11 protein-coding genes are annotated in these 16,823 nt (G+C 72.3%); 7 read left to right on the plus strand and 4 right to left on the minus strand.

All coding sequences use genetic code 11. The features are described 5' to 3' along the window. The first annotated feature begins 220 nt into the window (after positions 1-220). The 7 genes from ACWC5C_RS17815 to ACWC5C_RS17845 all read left to right on the plus strand — a co-directional run bounded on the left by ACWC5C_RS17815 (position 221) and on the right by ACWC5C_RS17845 (position 9,192). Positions 221-1,729: a cryptochrome/photolyase family protein gene (locus tag ACWC5C_RS17815; RefSeq protein ID WP_450876293.1), complete on the plus strand. Its 1,509-nt coding sequence runs from the start codon at positions 221-223 to the stop codon at positions 1,727-1,729. A 156-nt stretch (positions 1,730-1,885) separates the two neighbouring features. After that, complete coding sequence (locus tag ACWC5C_RS17820) at positions 1,886-3,049, plus strand: NAD(P)/FAD-dependent oxidoreductase (RefSeq protein ID WP_450876294.1); 1,164 nt, start codon at positions 1,886-1,888, stop codon at positions 3,047-3,049. An 87-nt stretch (positions 3,050-3,136) separates the two neighbouring features. Further along, a complete protein-coding gene (locus tag ACWC5C_RS17825) occupies positions 3,137-4,867 on the plus strand; it encodes a thiamine pyrophosphate-binding protein (RefSeq protein WP_450876295.1) in 1,731 nt (576 codons plus the stop codon). 70 nt (positions 4,868-4,937) lie between these two features. Then, entirely contained in the window at positions 4,938-6,266 is a 1,329-nt protein-coding gene (locus ACWC5C_RS17830; protein ID WP_450876296.1) for an MFS transporter, read from the plus strand. Positions 6,267-6,271: 5 nt separating this feature from the next. Beyond that, complete coding sequence (locus tag ACWC5C_RS17835) at positions 6,272-6,976, plus strand: hypothetical protein (RefSeq protein ID WP_450876297.1); 705 nt, start codon at positions 6,272-6,274, stop codon at positions 6,974-6,976. Then, the gene (locus tag ACWC5C_RS17840) at positions 6,928-7,938 is read left to right on the plus strand and encodes a LysR family transcriptional regulator (RefSeq protein WP_450876298.1); all 1,011 of its coding nucleotides are present in this window, start codon (positions 6,928-6,930) and stop codon (positions 7,936-7,938) included. The genes ACWC5C_RS17835 and ACWC5C_RS17840 overlap by 49 nt, the downstream gene beginning before the upstream one ends. A 39-nt stretch (positions 7,939-7,977) precedes the next feature. Continuing rightward, a complete protein-coding gene (locus tag ACWC5C_RS17845; protein WP_450876299.1) occupies positions 7,978-9,192 on the plus strand; it encodes a 2-oxoadipate dioxygenase/decarboxylase family protein in 1,215 nt (404 codons plus the stop codon). 6 nt (positions 9,193-9,198) lie between these two features. Here the strand turns inward: ACWC5C_RS17845 and ACWC5C_RS17850 are convergent, their stop codons facing one another. The 4 genes from ACWC5C_RS17850 to ACWC5C_RS17865 all read right to left on the minus strand — a co-directional run bounded on the left by ACWC5C_RS17850 (position 9,199) and on the right by ACWC5C_RS17865 (position 16,685). Further along, the gene (locus tag ACWC5C_RS17850; RefSeq protein WP_450876300.1) at positions 9,199-10,404 is read right to left on the minus strand and encodes an alpha/beta hydrolase; all 1,206 of its coding nucleotides are present in this window, start codon (positions 10,402-10,404) and stop codon (positions 9,199-9,201) included. 94 nt (positions 10,405-10,498) lie between these two features. Beyond that, positions 10,499-11,755, minus strand: coding sequence for an alginate lyase family protein (locus tag ACWC5C_RS17855; protein WP_450876301.1), 1,257 nt, complete (start codon positions 11,753-11,755; stop codon positions 10,499-10,501). Then, positions 11,752-15,153 (minus strand): alginate lyase family protein, encoded by a 3,402-nt coding sequence (locus ACWC5C_RS17860; RefSeq protein WP_450876302.1) that lies wholly within the window; start codon positions 15,151-15,153, stop codon positions 11,752-11,754. Before ACWC5C_RS17860 ends, ACWC5C_RS17855 begins: the two co-directional genes overlap by 4 nt. Then, entirely contained in the window at positions 15,150-16,685 is a 1,536-nt protein-coding gene (locus ACWC5C_RS17865) for a glycosyl hydrolase family 28 protein (RefSeq protein ID WP_450876303.1), read from the minus strand. Before ACWC5C_RS17865 ends, ACWC5C_RS17860 begins: the two co-directional genes overlap by 4 nt. Between the last annotated feature and the right edge of the window lie 138 nt (positions 16,686-16,823).

The raw sequence follows: 16,823 nt of genomic DNA on the forward strand, positions 1-16,823 counted from the left end.
GAGGCTTCGGGGCGGCACACGGGCGGGAACGCCTCAAGTGATCAAAAGCCTTAAATCCGATGTCACTACTGTGTGTTCGCCGAGCCGGGCCGGTCGCGAGGTGGTCGGCGGAATGGTCGCGAGGTGGTCGACGGAGCGCTCGGCGTGGCGCGTCGCGGAAGGGCGATGGGGTGCGGCGCATAGCCTGACATATCCGTGTCTGCCGGGAGGCGTTCGAACGATGACGGCACGTCAGCACTGGCTCTTCGGCGATCAGCTCGGTCCCCACTTCGCCGACCACCGCCACCACGGCCCCGACGCCCGGGCCCAGCTGATCATGATCGAGGCGCGGTCGGTGCTGAGCCGCCGCCGCTTCCACCGGGCCAAGGCGCAGCTGCTGCTGTCGGCGATGCGCCACCGGGCGGCCGAACTCGGCGACCGGGTGACGTACGTCCAGGCCCGGACCTACCGCGAGGGGCTGGCCGAGGCCGCCGGACGCGACCGGGTGACGGTCTGCCACCCGACCTCCCGCCGGGCGCTGGAGCTGGTCGGGTCGCTCGACCAGGTCGACGTCCTGCCCGCGAAGGGCTTCCTGGTGACGAGGGAGGACTTCGCCACCTGGGCCGCTGGGCACACCAGCGGCCGCCTCCGGATGGAGGACTTCTACCGCTGGGTGCGCCGTGGACACGAGCTGCTGATGGAGGGCGACGAGCCCGCGGGCGGCCGGTGGAACTTCGACGAGCGCAACCGCGAACCCCCGCCGCGCGGCGCGCGCACCCTCGACGCCCCCGGCCCCTGGCGCCCCGACGAGGACGAGATCGACGAGCGGGTACGGCACGACCTGGACCGCTGGGAACGCGAGGGCACGGTCTCCTTCGTCGGCCGGGACGGCCCACGGCGGTTCCCCGCCACCCGGCGCGAGGCGCTGGCATCGCTGCGCCACTTCGTGACCCACCGGCTGCCCTGCTTCGGGCCGCATGAGGACGCGATGCTCGCGGCGGACCCGGTCATGTGCCACAGCCTGCTGTCGGCGCCGCTCAACCTCGGGCTCCTGCATCCGGCCGAGTGCGTGGACCGGGCGGAGCGCGCGTGGCGCGACGGTGCCGCGCCGCTGGCCGGGGTCGAGGGGTTCGTACGGCAGATCGCCGGATGGCGGGAGTACGTCTGGCAGCTGTACTGGCACTTCGGCGAGGACTACCGAGGCCGCAACGCGCTGCGCCACACCGCCCCGCTGCCCGGCTGGTTCCTGGACCTGGACGCCGACGCGGTGACCGCGCGCTGCCTCGCCACGGTGCTGGCCCAGGTCCGGGACACCGGGTGGACCCATCACATCCCCCGGCTGATGGTGCTCGGCAGCCGCGCGCTGCAGGAGGGCTGGGACCCGGTGGCGGTCACCGACTGGTTCCACCGCTGTTTCGTCGACGGGTACGACTGGGTGATGCTGCCGAACGTCGTCGGCATGTCGCAGTACGCGGACGGCGGGCTCATGACGACCAAGCCGTACACCTCCGGCGGGGCGTACATCAACAGGATGAGCGACCTGTGCGGCCCCTGCGCCTACCGCCCGGCGGACCGGACCGGGGAGCGGGCCTGCCCGTACACCACCGGCTACTGGTCCTTTCTGCACCGGCACCGCGAGCGCCTGGCCGGGAACCACCGCATGGTGCGGGCGGTGCGGGGGCTGGACCGGCTGGGCGATCTGCCGGAGGTGCTGGAGCGGGCCACGGCGCGGGGCGACGCGCCGCCGTGAGGTAAAAGCGCGCGTGAGATGTCGGCTCCCTGCTTCCCCAACAATTGCTTTACGGCATGTGAAGTATCGCTGAATCTCAAGCCTCTTGTCCGCCGTGGGTGCCGGGTCTACAACTGACGCAACACCGAGACCCGCACGCCCTTCAGGAGGTTCCCCTTGCGCCCGGAAACACTGAACGGCGGCCGCGTCGTCATTGTCGGCGGCGGCGTTATCGGCACCTCCATCGCATTCCACCTGAGTGAACGCGGATACCGCGATATCACCGTGGTGGAACGCGGACTGCCGGGAGAGGGGACGACGGCGTACGGGACCGGAGGCATCCGGCAGCAGTTCTCGACGCGCGTGAATATCGAGCTGGTGCGGCGCTCGCTCCCGTTCTGGCGGGACTTCGAGGAAATGACCGGGGCGCCGATGCATTTCCGGCAGCACGGTTACCTTTTCCTCATCTCGGATGCCGCCACCCTCCGTGTCTTCGAGAAGAACGTGGAACTGCAGCGGTCCCTCGGCGTCGACGTCACGATGCTCGACCCCCGGCAGGCGGCCGACATCTTTCCCGGAATCCGGACCGATGACCTGCTGGGCGCGACCTACTCCGCCGACGACGGGTCCGGTTCCCCGGCCGACGCCGTCGCCGGATATCTGCGCGCCGCGCGGGCCCAGGGGGTCGAGGTCCGGCAGCACACCGAGTTCCGCGGGCTCATCACCGACGCCGACGGCGCGGTACGCGGCGTCCGCACCGCGCACGGCACGCTCGACGCCGAGCTGGTCGTGCTCGCGGCGGGGCCGCAGGTCCGCGGGGTGGGGCGGCTGTGCGGGGTGGACATCCCCGTACGGCCGCACCCCCGGCAGGCGTTCGCCACCGGCCCGCTGCCCGCCCTGCACGGCGGGCTGCCACTCGCCGTCGACATGGCCAGTGGCGCGTATGTGCACCCCGAGGCGGCCGGGACGGCGATCGTCGGAGGCAACGACCGCGACGCGCCCAGCAGCGAACACGCGGCGGTGGACTGGTCGCGGGTCGAGTCCCTGGCCGGTGCGCTGTCCCACCGGTTCCCCTCGCTGGAAGGGCTGGAGGTCACCCGGGGCTGGGCCGGGCTGCGGGAGATGACCGCCGACGACCACGCGATCGTCGGCCCGGTCGACGCGGTGCCCGGGCTGTGGGTCGCGGCGGGCTTCTCCGGCCACGGCTTCATGCAGTCCCCGGCCGTCGGCGCGGCGCTCGCCGAGTGGTGGCTGACGGGCGCTCCGCCCCTGGACCTCTCCGCGCTGCGGCTGTCCCGGTTCACCGACCGGGCGCTCGAACTCGAAACCGCCGTCTTCTGAGCCGTCTTCCGGTCTGTCTGCTGAGCCACCTTTCCGAGCCGCTTTTCCGAGCCGTCTTTCCGAGCCGTCTTCCGAACGGAGCCCGCCATGGCCTGCGACCCGAATCCGACCGGGGCCGAACTGCTCGTCGAAACGCTCGTCCGGCACGGCGTCGACACCGTCTTCGGCGTCCCCGGCGACACGGGCGTCGTCCTGTACGACGTGTTCGCACGGCACACCGGCACCCTCCGCCACGTGCTCGCCCGGGACGAACGCCACGCGGGCTACATGGCCGACGGCTACGCCAGGACCCACCGGCGGCTCGGTGTGTGCGAGGCGTCCAGCGGCGGTGGCGCCGTCTATCTGGCCGGTGGCCTGGGCGAGGCATACGCCTCCAGCGTGCCGGTCCTGGCGATCACCAGCGACATCCACCGGCGCAGCCGGGGCTCCGGCGCCATCACCGAGATCGACCAGGCGGCGCTCTTCGGCGCCGTCACCAAGTGGTGCCGCACCGCCGAGCGCGCCGCGGACATTCCCGCACTGGTCGCGGAGGCCGTCGCCACCGCCACCCGTGGCCGCCCCGGACCGGTCGCGCTGATCTTCCCCGAGGACATCCTGGAGGAACACGCGGCGGCCGACGTCCCCGAGGGGGATCCGGCGCTCCCGGCGGCCCGCCCCGGCGCCTCCGGGTTCGCCGTCGCGGGCGTCGCCGCCGATCTGGCCCGCGCGGAGCGGCCCGTGATCTTCGCGGGCGGCGGTGTCCACGCCTCGGGCGCCTGGCGGGAACTGCGCGCGCTCGCCGAGCACGGCGCGCTCCCGGTGGCCACCACGATCCACGGCAAGGGCGCGGTCCCGGAGGACCATCCGCTCTCCCTCGGCGTGGCGGGCGGCAACGGCTGCCGAGGCTACGCCAACGCGTACCTGGCCGGTGCCGACGCCGTTCTCCTCGTGGGCAGCCGGGCCAACGCCACCGACACCAACGGCTACACCGCCCCGCCCCGCGACCCCGGTGTCCGGGTGGCGCAGATCGACACGGACGCCTCCCGGGCGGGCCGCAACTTCCCCGGCAGCGTGCCCCTCGTCGGTGACGCGGCGACCGTCCTGGACCAGCTGCGCGGGCAGCTCCCGGCCGCCCCCGCCGAGGTCGTGGCGGCCCGGGAGGCGGGCATCGCCGAGGTACGGGAGACCTGGGCGCGCACCGCCGCCGAGGCGCTGCCGGACCCGGGCGAGGGCGTGCTCCAGCCGCGCGAGGTGATCCGGGTCCTGCACCGGGTGTTCGGCCCGCGGTGCTGGGTGGTGGCCGACCCCGGCACACCGACGCCGAACCTCTCGGCGTACTGGGTGAGCGCGGGGGAGGGCTGGCGGGTGGTGATACCCCGTGGCCACGGCCCGATGGGCTACGCCGTCCCGGCGGCGATCGGCGTGGCCGTCGCCCACCCCGGCGAGCGGGTCCTGTGCGTGACCACCGAGGGCAGCCTCGCCATGGGCGTCGGCGACTGGGAGACCGCGGCCCGTCTCGCGCTCCCCATCACCTACGTCGTGCTGGACAACACCTCGATGGCCTGGATCAAGATGCTCCAGCACCTGTTCCTCGAACAGCGCTACTTCGGGGTGGACCCCGGGCCGATCGACCCGGTCCCGCTGGCCACCGGCATGGGTCTGCCCGGCGCCAAGGCCACCACGCTTGACCAGCTGGAAGCGCTGGTCAAGGAGTCGGCCGGCCGCCAGGGGCCGTCGGTCGTCCACGTCCCCGTCCCCGAGCACAAGGACGCGCCGCCGCCCGTCGCACCCTGGGAGGCCGCGCTGACCGGACGGTCCACCGGCCGCCCCGTGTACTGACCCCGCCGCTTCCCGCCCCCGCTCGTCCGCCCACTTCACAGCACTCGCAGGTTTCCGGAAGGATCCGCTCATGGAGGCTCCCGCAACACTCTCCACGCCGCCTGACTCCGCCACCCCCGTGGTCGATCATCCGACCGCCATGCGGGCCGCCCGGGCGAGCTTCACCGGCACCGCCATCGAGTGGTACGACTACTTCCTCTACGGCAGCGCCGCCGCCGTGGTGTTCCCCAAGGTGTTCTTCTCCGACCTCGGCGCCACCGCGGGCACGCTCACCTCCCTGGCCACCTTCGGTGTCGCCTTCTTCTTCCGGCCCCTCGGCGGCGTGATCTTCGGTCACTTCGGCGACCGGCTCAGCCGCAGGCAGGCCCTGGTGGCCACGCTGCTGATCATGGGTATCGGCACCTTCGCGATCGGGCTGCTGCCCACCGTCGGACAGGTCGGTGTCCTCGCCCCGATCCTGCTGGTGTTCCTGCGCATGCTCCAGGGCATCGGACTCGGCGGCGAATGGGGTGGCGCGGCGCTGCTCATCGTCGAAAGCGCCCCCACGAAACGCCGCGGGCTGTACGCGTCGGCCTGCCAGCTCGGCGTACCGGCCGGGCAACTGGCCTCCGCGGGCATGGTGGCCCTGTTCTCGATGCTGCCCGAGGACCAGTTCCTCAGCTGGGGGTGGCGGATCCCGTTCCTCTTCAGCGGCCTGCTCGTGGCCTTCGGCCTCTACCTGCGCAAGCGGCTGCCCGAACCGCCCGAGTTCCAGGCGCTGAAGGACGCGCGGAAGCGGCCCAAACTGCCGCTCGCGGAGGTCCTGCGCCATGCGAAGAAACAGACCCTCCTGCTGATCTTCGTGCAGGCCGCGTCCACGATCGGCTACTACCTCTTCACGGTGTACTCGCTGTCCTACGTCGAAGGCGATCTGGGACTGCCGCAGTCCTGGGCGCTGAGCGGAGTGCTCATCGGCGCCGCGCTGCTGCTGGTCGCGATGCCGCTGTACGCCGCCCTGTCGGACCGGATCGGACGCCGCCCGGTGTACTTCGCCGGAACCCTGTTCATCGCCCTGTTCGCGGTCCCCTTCTTCTGGCTGCTGGACACCCGCAACCCGTATCTCATCGCGCTGGCCATCATCCTGGCGCTGGTGTGCGGCTACGGTCCCACCGGGGCGCTCAACAGCGTCCTGTACGCCGAGCAGTACCCCACGCGCTACCGCTACACCGGAGCCTCGGTGGCCTACCAGATGTCCAGCGTGGTCGCTGGAGCGCCCGCGGCACTGGTCGCCGCCGCGCTGGTGTCCGCCACCGGATCGGGCATGGCAGTCTCCTGGTATGTGATCGGGGCGTCGGTGATCTCGCTGATCTGCGTGATCGCGCTCAAGGAGACCCATCGCACCGAACTGACGAAGGAGTAGAGACGATGGCGGACATCGGGATCGTCATGCTGGACAACCGGATTCCCCGCCCGGCCGGTGACGTGGGCAATCCCGCCAGCTTCGACTTCCCCGTCGCCATGGCGGTCGCCCCCGGGGCCGGTACCCGCCGGGTGGTGGAGCGCTCGGCCGAGGGCTTGCTCCCCGCGCTGACGGCCGCCGCCGTCGGCCTCCAGGAGGACGGGGCGGCCGCGGTGACCACCTGCTGTGGCTTCCTCGCCGTGCACCAGCCGGAGCTGGCCGACGCCCTGCGGGTCCCGGTGGCCACCTCCAGCCTCCTCCAGGTCCCCCTGGTGCTCCAGACCCTGCGCCACGACCAGACGTGCTGCGTGCTCACGGTCAACGCGGGCACGCTCACCGACGCCCATCTGCGAGCGGTCGGCGTCGGACCCGGCCTGCGCGACCGCGTCCACCTCGCGGGGCTGGAACACACCGAACACCTCTTCCACGTGCTCACCGGCGACGACGAGACCCTCGACGTGGCGCGTGCGGAGGCCGAGGTGGTGGCCGTGGCACAGGCCGTGCTCGGCGAGCACCCCGACGTCGGCGCGTTCGTCCTCGAATGCACCAACCTCCCGCCCTACTCCGCCGCCATCAAGGCTGCCACCGGCCGCCCCGTCTGGGACGCGCTCACCCTCATCCGATGGCTGCACGGCGGATGCGCGGGGACGACGGCACCCGGGACACGATGATGCTGAACATGGTGCATCTGCAGACCCTCCAGGCGGTGCTGGCCACCGGCTCGCTCAGCGGGGCCGCCAAGGAACTCGGCTACACCACCTCGGCGGTGTCCCAGCAGATCGCCGCGCTGGAGCGGGCGCTCGGCGTACGGCTCTTCGAACGCGGCCCGCGCAATCTGTGGCCGACCACGGCCGCCCTCCAGATGGGCCGCCACGCCACCGCCCTCCTGTCCCGGCTGGAGGAGGCCGAGGAGGACATCCGCGGGTACGCCGACGGCAACCGGGGGCGGCTCAGAGTGGCCGCGTTCCCGACCGTGAGCGCCGGGCTCCTGCCCAGGGCGCTGCGGCGACTGGTCGCCCGGCTCCCCGACGCCGAGATCACCCTGCAGAACGACGACGACCCCACGGACGTGGCCCTGGCCGTGTGCGAGGGCCGGGCGGACCTCGGCCTCGTCTACGCGTACGACCTCGTCCCCGAAACCTGGCCGGGCGAACTGACGCTCCGCCCGATCCTCGACGAGGAACTGCTCATCCTCTGCGGACCGGAACAGCACACCGCCGACGCGGACACCGTGGACCCGCGCGAACTCTCCGGCGCCATCTGGGTCACCAACGAGGAGGGCACCGCCGCCCACCAGAACCTCCTGCGGCTCTGCGCCCAGTGCGGATTCCGCCCCGAAATCCGCTTCACCAGCAACGACTACGACGTCATCCGTGGCATCGTGCGGGAGAACCTCGGCGTCGCGCTGGTCCCCGCGCTCTCCCTCGGCATCGACCGGGCGATCACGATGCGCCGCATGCGGCCCCCCGGCCCGCGCCGCAAAGTGCTCGCCGTGCACCGGTCCACGGACCCCAACCCGCTGGTGCCCGCGGCCGTCGACGCCATCCGCGAGGCGGCGGAGGAGTTCGTGACCTGGACCACCGAGGCCTTCGGCGCCCGCGTCGACTCCCCCCTCGCCACGACCCCCGGCTGAGCCCGCGACAGCCGGGCCACCCCGCACAAGGACCTTCCCATGAACGTGGTTCCCCCCTGGCAGCTGCGGGCCCGATTCGCCCGCTCCCTATCCGACCTGTACGCCCACGAGGTGTCCGGCCACACCACGCTCGTGGACATGACCGCACGGGTCAACGCCGATGTGCTGCGCCGGGACGGCGCCACGGCACAGCAGCTGGGCGGCATCGAGCGGGTGACCGCCGAGCGGCACGCCGCCATCGGGGTCGGCACACCCGCCGAGCTGCGCCGGGCGGGCCAGATCTTCGCCGCCCTGGGGATGCACCCGGTCGGCGCTTACGACCCGGGGGACGCGGCGGCCCGCCCGGCCCCGGCCGTCTCGACGCTGTTCCGGCCGGTCGACCCCGGGGAACTGGCCCGCGCTCCCTTCCGGGTGTTCGCCTCCGTCCTCGTCCCCGGCGACCGCCGGTCCTGCACCGCCGAACGCCGACAGTGCGTCTTCCCGCCGGAGCTGCTGGGCCTCGCCGAACGCGCCGAGGCCGAACACGGGCTGCCGCCCGAGGACGCGCGGCGGTTCCTCGACCTCGCCACCGCCGCCTTCCGGCCCTCCCGCGCACCGGTCGACCTCACACCCCGGGTCCTCGACATCGACGAGCTGCACCGGCGCATGGCGGAACGCGGCGTCGCGGTGGCCGACGAGATCCAGGGCCCGCCCCGCTGGGACGGCCCGGACATCCTGCTGCGCCGGACCTCCTTCGGCCCACGGTGCGCGGCGGAGACCCGTGGCATCGCGCTCACCCCCGCCGGATGGGCCCGCTACGAGGCGATGACGGCCGAGACCGACCGGCTGCTCGCCATCGATCCGGGGCTCTCCCGCCAGGAGGCCGCCGCCAAGATCTGGGCCATGTGCCTGCCCGACACACAGGCCGGACTCGCCCGGCGGGATCTCGCGTACTTCACTTACCACGCCACCGACCCCGCCCACCGCCGCGACGGCCTGGGCCCGCCCGCCGGGCTGGCCGGGCTGCTCCACGGCGGCTGGATCACCGCGCGGCCGATCGTCTACGAGGACGCCCTGCCCCCGCCGGACCCGGACTCCACGCCCCTCGGCGCCGACTGGCTGGCCGGGGTGCTGGAGCGCCCCGTACACGACCCCGACGAGCACTACGCCCGGCAGCGCAGGGACTCTCTGGACGAGGCGGCGCGAGCCCTCGGCATCGCCCCCATCGCACCTCCGGTCGCCCCCGCCCCCGCCGACGCCGACGCCAACGGCTGAGCGCCCTCAGGTGCGCGGCACCGTGCCGTTCAGGAAGCGCAGGAGCAGGTTGCGGCCGACCGCGCCCGCGATGCTGTGGTACGTGTCGTCGAAGGCGTGGTCGCTGTAGGGGATGGCGTTGAACCGCACATCGTCACCGGCCTGGCGCAGCTGGTCGGCGAGCCCGTGGACCCGGGACTCCCGGATGAGGTGGTCGGAGGCGCCGGTGACCAGCAGCGACGGCATCAGCCCTGGGCGGACGCGGCTGGTGGCGGAGGCGTAGCGGTAGCGCTGGGGGTGCTGGGCGGGGGTGCCGCCGGTGTAGGCCTCGGTGATCTCGCGCCCGTATCCCAGCAGGCCGTTGTCCTGCCAGGTGCCCTTGAGGTCCGCGGCGGGGTAGAACCCGGCGACGGCGACCGGCGGGTCGGGCAGCCGTTCCGTGCAGCTGCTGCTGACCTGGCCGGTCTTCAGCCCGTACGCCACGTTCAGCGCGAGGCTTCCGCCCGCGGAGCCGCCCACCAGCACGGTGCGGGAGGTGTTGACGTCGTACTGGCGGGCCTTCCTGGCGAGCCGGGACATGGCGCAGACCACATCGCCCGAGGCGTCCTGCCAGCGCGGCGGCGGGCTGAGCCGGTAGTCGATGGACAGGACGGGGTAGCCGTGGTTCGCCAGCCAGCGGTAGTCGCCCTCCCGCTGGTTCCGGCTGCCGGTGGCGAAGCCGCCGCCGTGGATCCACACCACCATGGGCTTGTCGCCCTGGCTGTCTTCCGCGCGCGGTGCCCACAGCCCGGCCGCGAGCGTCCGGCCCTCGGCGCGGGCGTAGCCGATCACATGGTCCGGCGGCGCGGTGGGCTGATCGACGGCGAGGACGTCGGCGGTGGACACGGGCACGTGCTGGGCGTGGGCGTAGAGCAGCTGGGTGATCAGCACGGTGGCCGCGCCGATGGCGGTGATGGCCGAGGTGGCGGTGGTCCACACCGCCGTCCGGCGCTTCCCGCGCTTCCACGCCACCACCGCGCCCGCGGCGATGAGCAGGCCGAAGACCACGTACCACAGCGGCCGGGGCCCGACCCAGGTGGTCGCGTAATAGCCGAGCACGGGAACGGCCGGGACGAGCGTGCCGAGTGTGACCAGCGCCACCAGCCCCGAGACCACCAGCCCCAGGCCGAGGGCCGAGCGGCGCACCCATCGGGGCACGGCGCTGCGTGAGGATATGCGGACACGGGTGTTCATATCGGGCCGTTCTCCTGTTCGCTGTCGTCGTTGGCTCAGGCGCCGTCAGCAGTGAGGAGGGCCCAGCTCGGAATTCAGGGTAGCCAGCGCATGGCTACTTGGCGTACAGCAGGGTGCCGAAGCCGGTCTGGTCGAAGCCGCCGCTGGTCGAGCCGTAGTCACCGCCGCCGCCCTCGGGCCGGACGCTCTCGGCGATGGCCTTGATGTACGGCACGTCCAGGCCGCGCCTGCGGCCGTAGTGGTAGTACAGGAGGTCCCAGACCGGGCGGACCTGTCCACGGCTCGCGGCGGAGATCACGGTGTGCGACCGCTGGGCGCAGTTCTGGCCGGTGCCCCAGGTGTAGGTGGTGAAGGGCACATCGTGGCCGAGGTTGTACTTGGCGACGTACTGGGCGGCCTTCATGAAGCGGTCGCCGTCGTAGCCGTACAGATCGTCGCCCTGGGACCAGGCCATTTCGCAGAAGGCGCCCAGCTGGCCCATGCCCATCATGGTGTGGCCCTGGTCCCGGCCGGACTCCTGCCACTGGCCGAGGGCGTAGCCGTCGACGTTGTCGTACACAAACGGGACGGCGTGCCGGATGGAGCCGTTGCCCGCGCCGCTCTTGAAGTAGTTCACCGCCTGGTCGTACTTCGCGGCGTCGTCGCACAGGATCCCGATGGCGAGGATCGAGCTCATGGTGCACAGGTCCCAGTTGGCCCAGTAGTTGGTGACGCAGGCGTCGTTGTGCTGGTTGAGGAACTGGTTGTTGAGCGGGTAGAAGACGTCGCGCATCATCGTCTGGAAGCGGCCGAGGTCGAATCCGCTGTAGCCGCGCATGAGTTCGGCGGCGTTGGCGAACTGGTAGCCGTAGAGCCCGGCGGCCAGGAAGCGGTCCGCGTTGCCGGTGACGGTGGTGAGGGTGGCCGACCAGGCGTTGAGGATCGCGACGGCGGTGTCGCCGTGGGCGGTGGTGCCCGCGATCTTCCAGCGCAGGGCGTTCTGATAGGCGGCGTGGATGTCGTTGTAGAGGATGCCGTAGTTCTCGCCGGTCCCGCCGCGGATGATGGTCTTCTGCGGGTTGGGGGCCCAGGTGCTCGCGGAGTGGCGGTTGGCGGTCAGGCGGTTCCATCCGGACAGCCACGGCTCGGCGCCCGCGGCGACCCGTACCTTGGCGCGGTTGAGTTCGCCGTAAGCGTGCAGCATGCCCGGGTGGGTGAAGGCGGCGGGCGCGGCGTCCGCGCTGCCGCCGGTGACGGCGGCCGCTCCGGCGCCGACGGCGAGGGCGGCGGTGAGGCCGCCCGCGGACCGCAGCAGGGTGCGGCGGGTCGGCCGGTGTGCGGGCGGGGGAGTGGGGGTGTGTTCACAGCTCATCGTGGGGTGTCTCCGCTCTGTGCGGGGGTGATGTGCACGCGGTCGAACCGCGTGGTGGTGCGGGCCAGTGGGTCGCGGGAGCAGACTACGAGGCCCACGTGGTACGGGGCGTCACCGAAGCCGGGGACGGTGCCCTCGGCGAGGGGAATCCACGTGGCGCCGTCGTCGGTGGACATGGCGGCGGCGAAGGCGGTCCCGGTGCGCTTCAGCCGCAGCAGGCAGGGCAGGGCGAGGCGGCCGTCTCCCGCGAGGTGGCCGTCTCCGGTGAGGCGGCCGTTTCCCGCGAGGCGGCCGTTTCCGGTGAAGGCGGACGGGCCCGCCACCACCGGGCGCAGCATGAGCTGCGCGGTGGTCCCGCCGGTGACGATCGCCCCGGCCGCCTGGTCGAACGGCGACAGGGACTTGGCCATCAGCAGCCCGACCCGGTCCGCGGCCGTGGCGCCGGTCCGCGAGACGAGCCGGGCGGTGAACTCGCAGTCGCCGCTGACGTACCTGCGCGCGAACTGTCCCGTCATTCCCTGCCCGTTGACGGTGAGATCGGTCCCGGCGCCGCGCACGGTGAACGTCCCCGCGTCGTACGCGGTGATTCCTGGGGTGCGTACGGCCACGACGCCGTACGTGCCGAAGGCGCGCTCGTCGAGGACCGGATCCCCGAGATCGCCGTACGACCAGGGAGCGGGCGGTGGCGTGCCGACGTCAAGGGTCAGGCTGCCGGTGGCGGTGCCGGACGCGTTGCCCGCCCTGGTGGTGAGCGTGAAGGTGCCGGTCGCCGAGGGCCGTCCGGAGATCAGCCCGGTGCGTTCGTCGACGCGCAGGCCACCGGGCAGGCCGGTCGCGGTGAACCGTACCGGCTCGTGCGTGGCGCGGAGGAGATGGCGGAACGGGACACCGAGGTTCGCGAACGCCGTCTCCGCTGAGGTGAGTTGGGGCATCGAAGGGGTCGGCATGCGGGCGCTCGCGGGAGCGGAGCGCGGCCCGCGCCCGCCGCGGTTCGTCTTCGCGACGGCGTAGTGGTACGTCCGCCCGGGCGCCCCGGTGGCGTCCGCGTACCGGACGCGGGTGCCGAAGCCGACCGGGCCCACGCCGGTGGCGACGGTCTCGTACGGGCCGAGGGCGCGCTCGGCCCGCAGCACCGTGTACCGGGCGGCGGGGTCCGGATCGGTCCAGGCCAGCTCGATGGCGTCGGCCTCGGCCGACGCCCGCAGGCCGGTGGCAGTGCGCACCGGGCGCGGCACGGTCCACAGCGGTCCTGCCGGGGAGACCACGCTGACGTTGTCGAAGGCGCCGGTACCGGTCTCGGCGTACGCCTCGTCCGCGCCCAGACAGGAGGTCAGGGTGAGGCCCGCGCAGGTGGTGCGGCCGAGCCGGACCTCGGTCGAGCCCACCTCGGTCCACCGCTCTCCGTCCGGGGAGATGGCGCCGGTGCAGCGGCCGCCCCGGCGGGTCACCCGTACCCAGTACGGAGCCCGCAGCCGGTAGCCGTCGCCCGCGCCCTCGACCCAGGGAGCCTCCAGTGGCGTGGCCGACGCGGGCAGGGTGCCCAGGTCGGAGATCGGGAACGCCGCGGCGGTGGTGATGGCCTGCCGCTGGGACGGCGGCACGGGCGTGCTGCCGGTGGCCGAGACGGGAGCACCGGCCGAGCGGCGTACGGACCACACACCGCTCCAGGTGTGCAGCGGCAGCCCCTGGATCAGCATCGAGGCATACGGGGCGTCCGGGTCGAGGGAGCCGCGGACCGTGACGCCGATGGTGGAGTACTGAGAGCTGAGCGGCCACACGATCCGTGCGGTCACCGTGCCGTCGCCGTGCAGCGGCAGACGCACCAGGCGGCAGGTGTCCGCGCTTCCGCCCGACTCCAGGACGAAGCGCTCACCGTCGAAGGCGGCGGAGCCCGCTGTGCGCGGTGTCCCCACGTCCCCGGTCGACCACGGCCGGGGCAGCCCGGCCGTCGCCGCCGTCCAGTCCGAACTGCGGCTGATGCCAAGGGAGTTGGAAGAAGTAACCGTGTAGTAGTAGGTCCGTCCGGTGCGCACGGCACGGTCGGTGTACGCGGGTGTCCCGACGCCGGAGGCGATCGGCTCGTACGGCCCGTCGGGTCCGGTGGCGCGCCGGACCGTGTAGCCGGTCGCCCACGCGGACGGCAGCCAGGCCAAGGTGACGGCGTGCCGGGCGCCGGTCGCGGTGAGCCCGGCGGGCGCTGTCGGCACGGCGGGGGTGGCCTTGGCCCCGGCGTAGGTGAGTGTGCCCCACCCGGGCAGGTCGTCGTTGCCGCCCTCGACGGCGCGGGCGCCGCCGGTGCCGCGGAAGACCGCGCGCTTGGTGTGCGGGGTGGCGAGGCCGCGTACGCCCGCGTAGTGCGCGTACGCCATCTCGTAGACCGGTGGCAGGGCGCCGCGCGCCTTGTCGGACACCGACGTCTTGAGGTATTTGCCGGTGCGGTCCAGGTCGGGGGAGAAGGGGACGTCGCCGCCGAGGTTGTAGCGGGCGGCGTACTCGACGTTCGCCAGGATCCTGTTGCCGTCGAATCCCCACAGGTCGACGCCCTGGTTCCAGGCCACCTGGGCGGCGTCGCCGAGCAGGCCGACCGCGAGCTGCTCATGGCCCTGGTCACGGCCGCTCTCCTGGCCCTGACCCGCGTCGGTGACGACGCGGTGCCGGACGCTTCCGTTGCCCGCGCCGACCGCCGCGTACCGCAGCGCGTCCTCGAAGAGCGCGGGCTCCTCGCAGAACACACCGATGGCCAGGATGGTCTGGACCGCCGTGAGGTCCCAGTTGCCATTGGCGTAGAGCATGTACCCGGACACCGCCGGATACCAGACGCGCAGAAAGGACTCCTCGCAGCGCGCGATGGCCGCCGGGTCCCAGTCGTCGTAGCCGCTGTGCCGCAGCAGCTCGGCCGCGTTGACGAACAGGAAGGCCTGCAGCCCGGCGCCGAGGGGTCCGTCCGCTCCGGTGATGGCGGTGAGCGACGCCGACCAGGCGTCCAGGATGGCGCGGGTCTTGTCGGCGTGGGCACGGTCGCCGGTGACGCACCACATGAGGGCGTTCTGGTAGGCGGCGGCGGAGTCGGCGACGGCTTCGTTCATGAACCGGGCCGGACCGCGGCCCCAGGAGGTGATCTGGCCGGTGTTGCGCACGGTGTACACGGACGACGAGCGGGGGCTTGCCGCGAGCGCCGAAAAGCCGTCGTGGACCGGGGATTCCCCGGCGGCGACCGCGGCCCTCATCCGGGCCAGGTCGGCGGCGCCGTGCAGCAGCCCGGGGTGGGTGAAGGTCCGGCCGGTGTCCCGGCCCGGCTGTGCCAACGCAGGCGCGGCGAGGCCGCCCGCGCCCGGTGCGAGCAGCAGGGCCGCGGCGCCGCCGAGGAAGCCCCGGCGGCCCGGTGCGGGGGCCGTCATGACGCGGCGGCCTCGGCGGTGGTGAGGAACCTGAGGTTCGTCACATGCTCGTTGACGTGCATGGGGACGAAGTCCGCGGCCACGTACCAGGTCGGCTTCTTCATGCTGTCGGCGATGACCGTGCCGCCCACCACCAGGTTCTCGAAGGTCACGTTCCTGATGGCGTGCTCGGCGTCGTAGCCGAGCAGCAGACACGGGCTGCCGTGGGTCCCGGAGTAGCTGAGGTCCTTGACGTACACGTTCTCGATGCCCCGGCCGACCGAGGTGTTGTACTTCGCGTTGTACATGACCCGCATATGGATGAGCTGGCCCTGCCGGAAGTCCTCGACCCGGACACCGTCGACGCGCACGTCTCTGATGAGGTTGCTGTCGCCGGAGTTGAGCGCGATACAGCCCTGGTAGCCGGTCTGGGGTTCGCGGTGGTCGAGGATGTCGAGGTTGCTGAAGGTCAGGTTCTCCAGGACCTCGGGCGCGTCGGTGTTGCCGTGCGTGCCCACGTTGATGGGATGCGCCACGTCGGCCCACAGGGTGGAGTTCTTGACAGTGACGTTCCGGGTGTCGCCGTAGTAGTCCCAGCGGTGGGCGTAGATGGCCACGCAGTCGTCGGCGTTGCGCATGAAGACACCGTCGATCGTGACGTCGGAGCTGGAGAAGACATCGATGCCGTCGCCGTTGCCCTTGGAGCTGAAGGCGGCCATGCCGCTGAGGGTGATGTGCTCGGACTCGCCGATGGTGACGGCGTATCCGCCCGGGTTGAGCATCGTCACGGCGCCGATGGTGATGTTCTTCGACCCCTCGACGGTGGCGCCGCCGCCGGGCGCCGCGTGGATGACACCGCGCCCGGTGAGCCCCGCGTTCTCGACGTCCTTGAAGATCACCCGGGACTTCAGGACGGCACCGCCGTCCAGGTGGACGGTCTTGCCGGACGGCACGGTCAGGGTGCCTGACGGGGTGGTGTGCACCCCGGGGCCGAAGTGGATGACATCCGGATCGTCCACGGCCGGGCGGTCCGTCTCCAGGGGGCGGGCGAGCAGATGCAGACAGTCGAAGATCTGGTCGTCGGCCTGGACGACGAGGTTGCGCGGCTCGGTGAGCCGGAACCGGACCGTGTCTCCGCGCACCTCGGGAGTGATGCCGTAGGAGTCGGGCCGTATCCGCACCTTGCCGACGCCGCCCTTGATGAAGGTCACCTCGACGTCGACGCTGCCCGAGAAGTCGAAGTACGCGAGCGTCGAGTTCTGCTGACGGCCGCTGCCGGTGGTGGTGTCGACCAGGTTCAGCGTGGCCAGATAGGTGCCGAGCCTCCGCCATCTGCCGCCGGGAGTGCGGACCTTGACGGTGAAGCTGTCGGTCTTCACGGGGGCTCCCGACGGCACCGGATAGGTGACGAGCCGTGCCGCGCCACCGGCCTCACCGGCTTCACCGGCCCGGGCGTCGGTGGCGGCCGTGGCGGTGGTGCCGGTCAGACCCGTGGCGAGCGCGGTGGCACCTGCCGCCTGAAGGGTGGCGCGACGGGACAAGGGTGGGTTCATGGCTGACTCCCTGCGCAGTGGAAAACGGAAACCGGTTACTGCGGCCAAGTGGCCAGAGCTTCCGCCCTGTCCGGAAACGGAGTCAAGGGTCCGGGCGCACTTTCGAAAGGATCGGTCGCCCCGGCGGCGTACGGTCTG

The sequence above is a fragment of the Streptomyces sp. NPDC001700 genome, from assembly GCF_053596435.1.

Excerpts from the sequence above, each read along its gene's own strand:
- ACWC5C_RS17815 (WP_450876293.1), top strand. The coding sequence starts at position 221 with ATGACGGCACGTCAGCACTGGCTCTTCGGCGATCAGCTCGGTCCCCAC.
- ACWC5C_RS17865 (WP_450876303.1), bottom strand. The coding sequence starts at position 16,685 with ATGAACCCACCCTTGTCCCGTCGCGCCACCCTTCAGGCGGCAGGTGCC.
- ACWC5C_RS17835 (WP_450876297.1), top strand. The coding sequence starts at position 6,272 with ATGGCGGACATCGGGATCGTCATGCTGGACAACCGGATTCCCCGCCCG.
- ACWC5C_RS17845 (WP_450876299.1), top strand. The coding sequence starts at position 7,978 with ATGAACGTGGTTCCCCCCTGGCAGCTGCGGGCCCGATTCGCCCGCTCC.
- ACWC5C_RS17850 (WP_450876300.1), bottom strand. The coding sequence starts at position 10,404 with ATGAACACCCGTGTCCGCATATCCTCACGCAGCGCCGTGCCCCGATGG.
- ACWC5C_RS17825 (WP_450876295.1), top strand. The coding sequence starts at position 3,137 with ATGGCCTGCGACCCGAATCCGACCGGGGCCGAACTGCTCGTCGAAACG.
- ACWC5C_RS17855 (WP_450876301.1), bottom strand. The coding sequence starts at position 11,755 with ATGAGCTGTGAACACACCCCCACTCCCCCGCCCGCACACCGGCCGACC.
- ACWC5C_RS17830 (WP_450876296.1), top strand. The coding sequence starts at position 4,938 with ATGGAGGCTCCCGCAACACTCTCCACGCCGCCTGACTCCGCCACCCCC.
- ACWC5C_RS17840 (WP_450876298.1), top strand. The coding sequence starts at position 6,928 with ATGGCTGCACGGCGGATGCGCGGGGACGACGGCACCCGGGACACGATG.
- ACWC5C_RS17860 (WP_450876302.1), bottom strand. The coding sequence starts at position 15,153 with ATGACGGCCCCCGCACCGGGCCGCCGGGGCTTCCTCGGCGGCGCCGCG.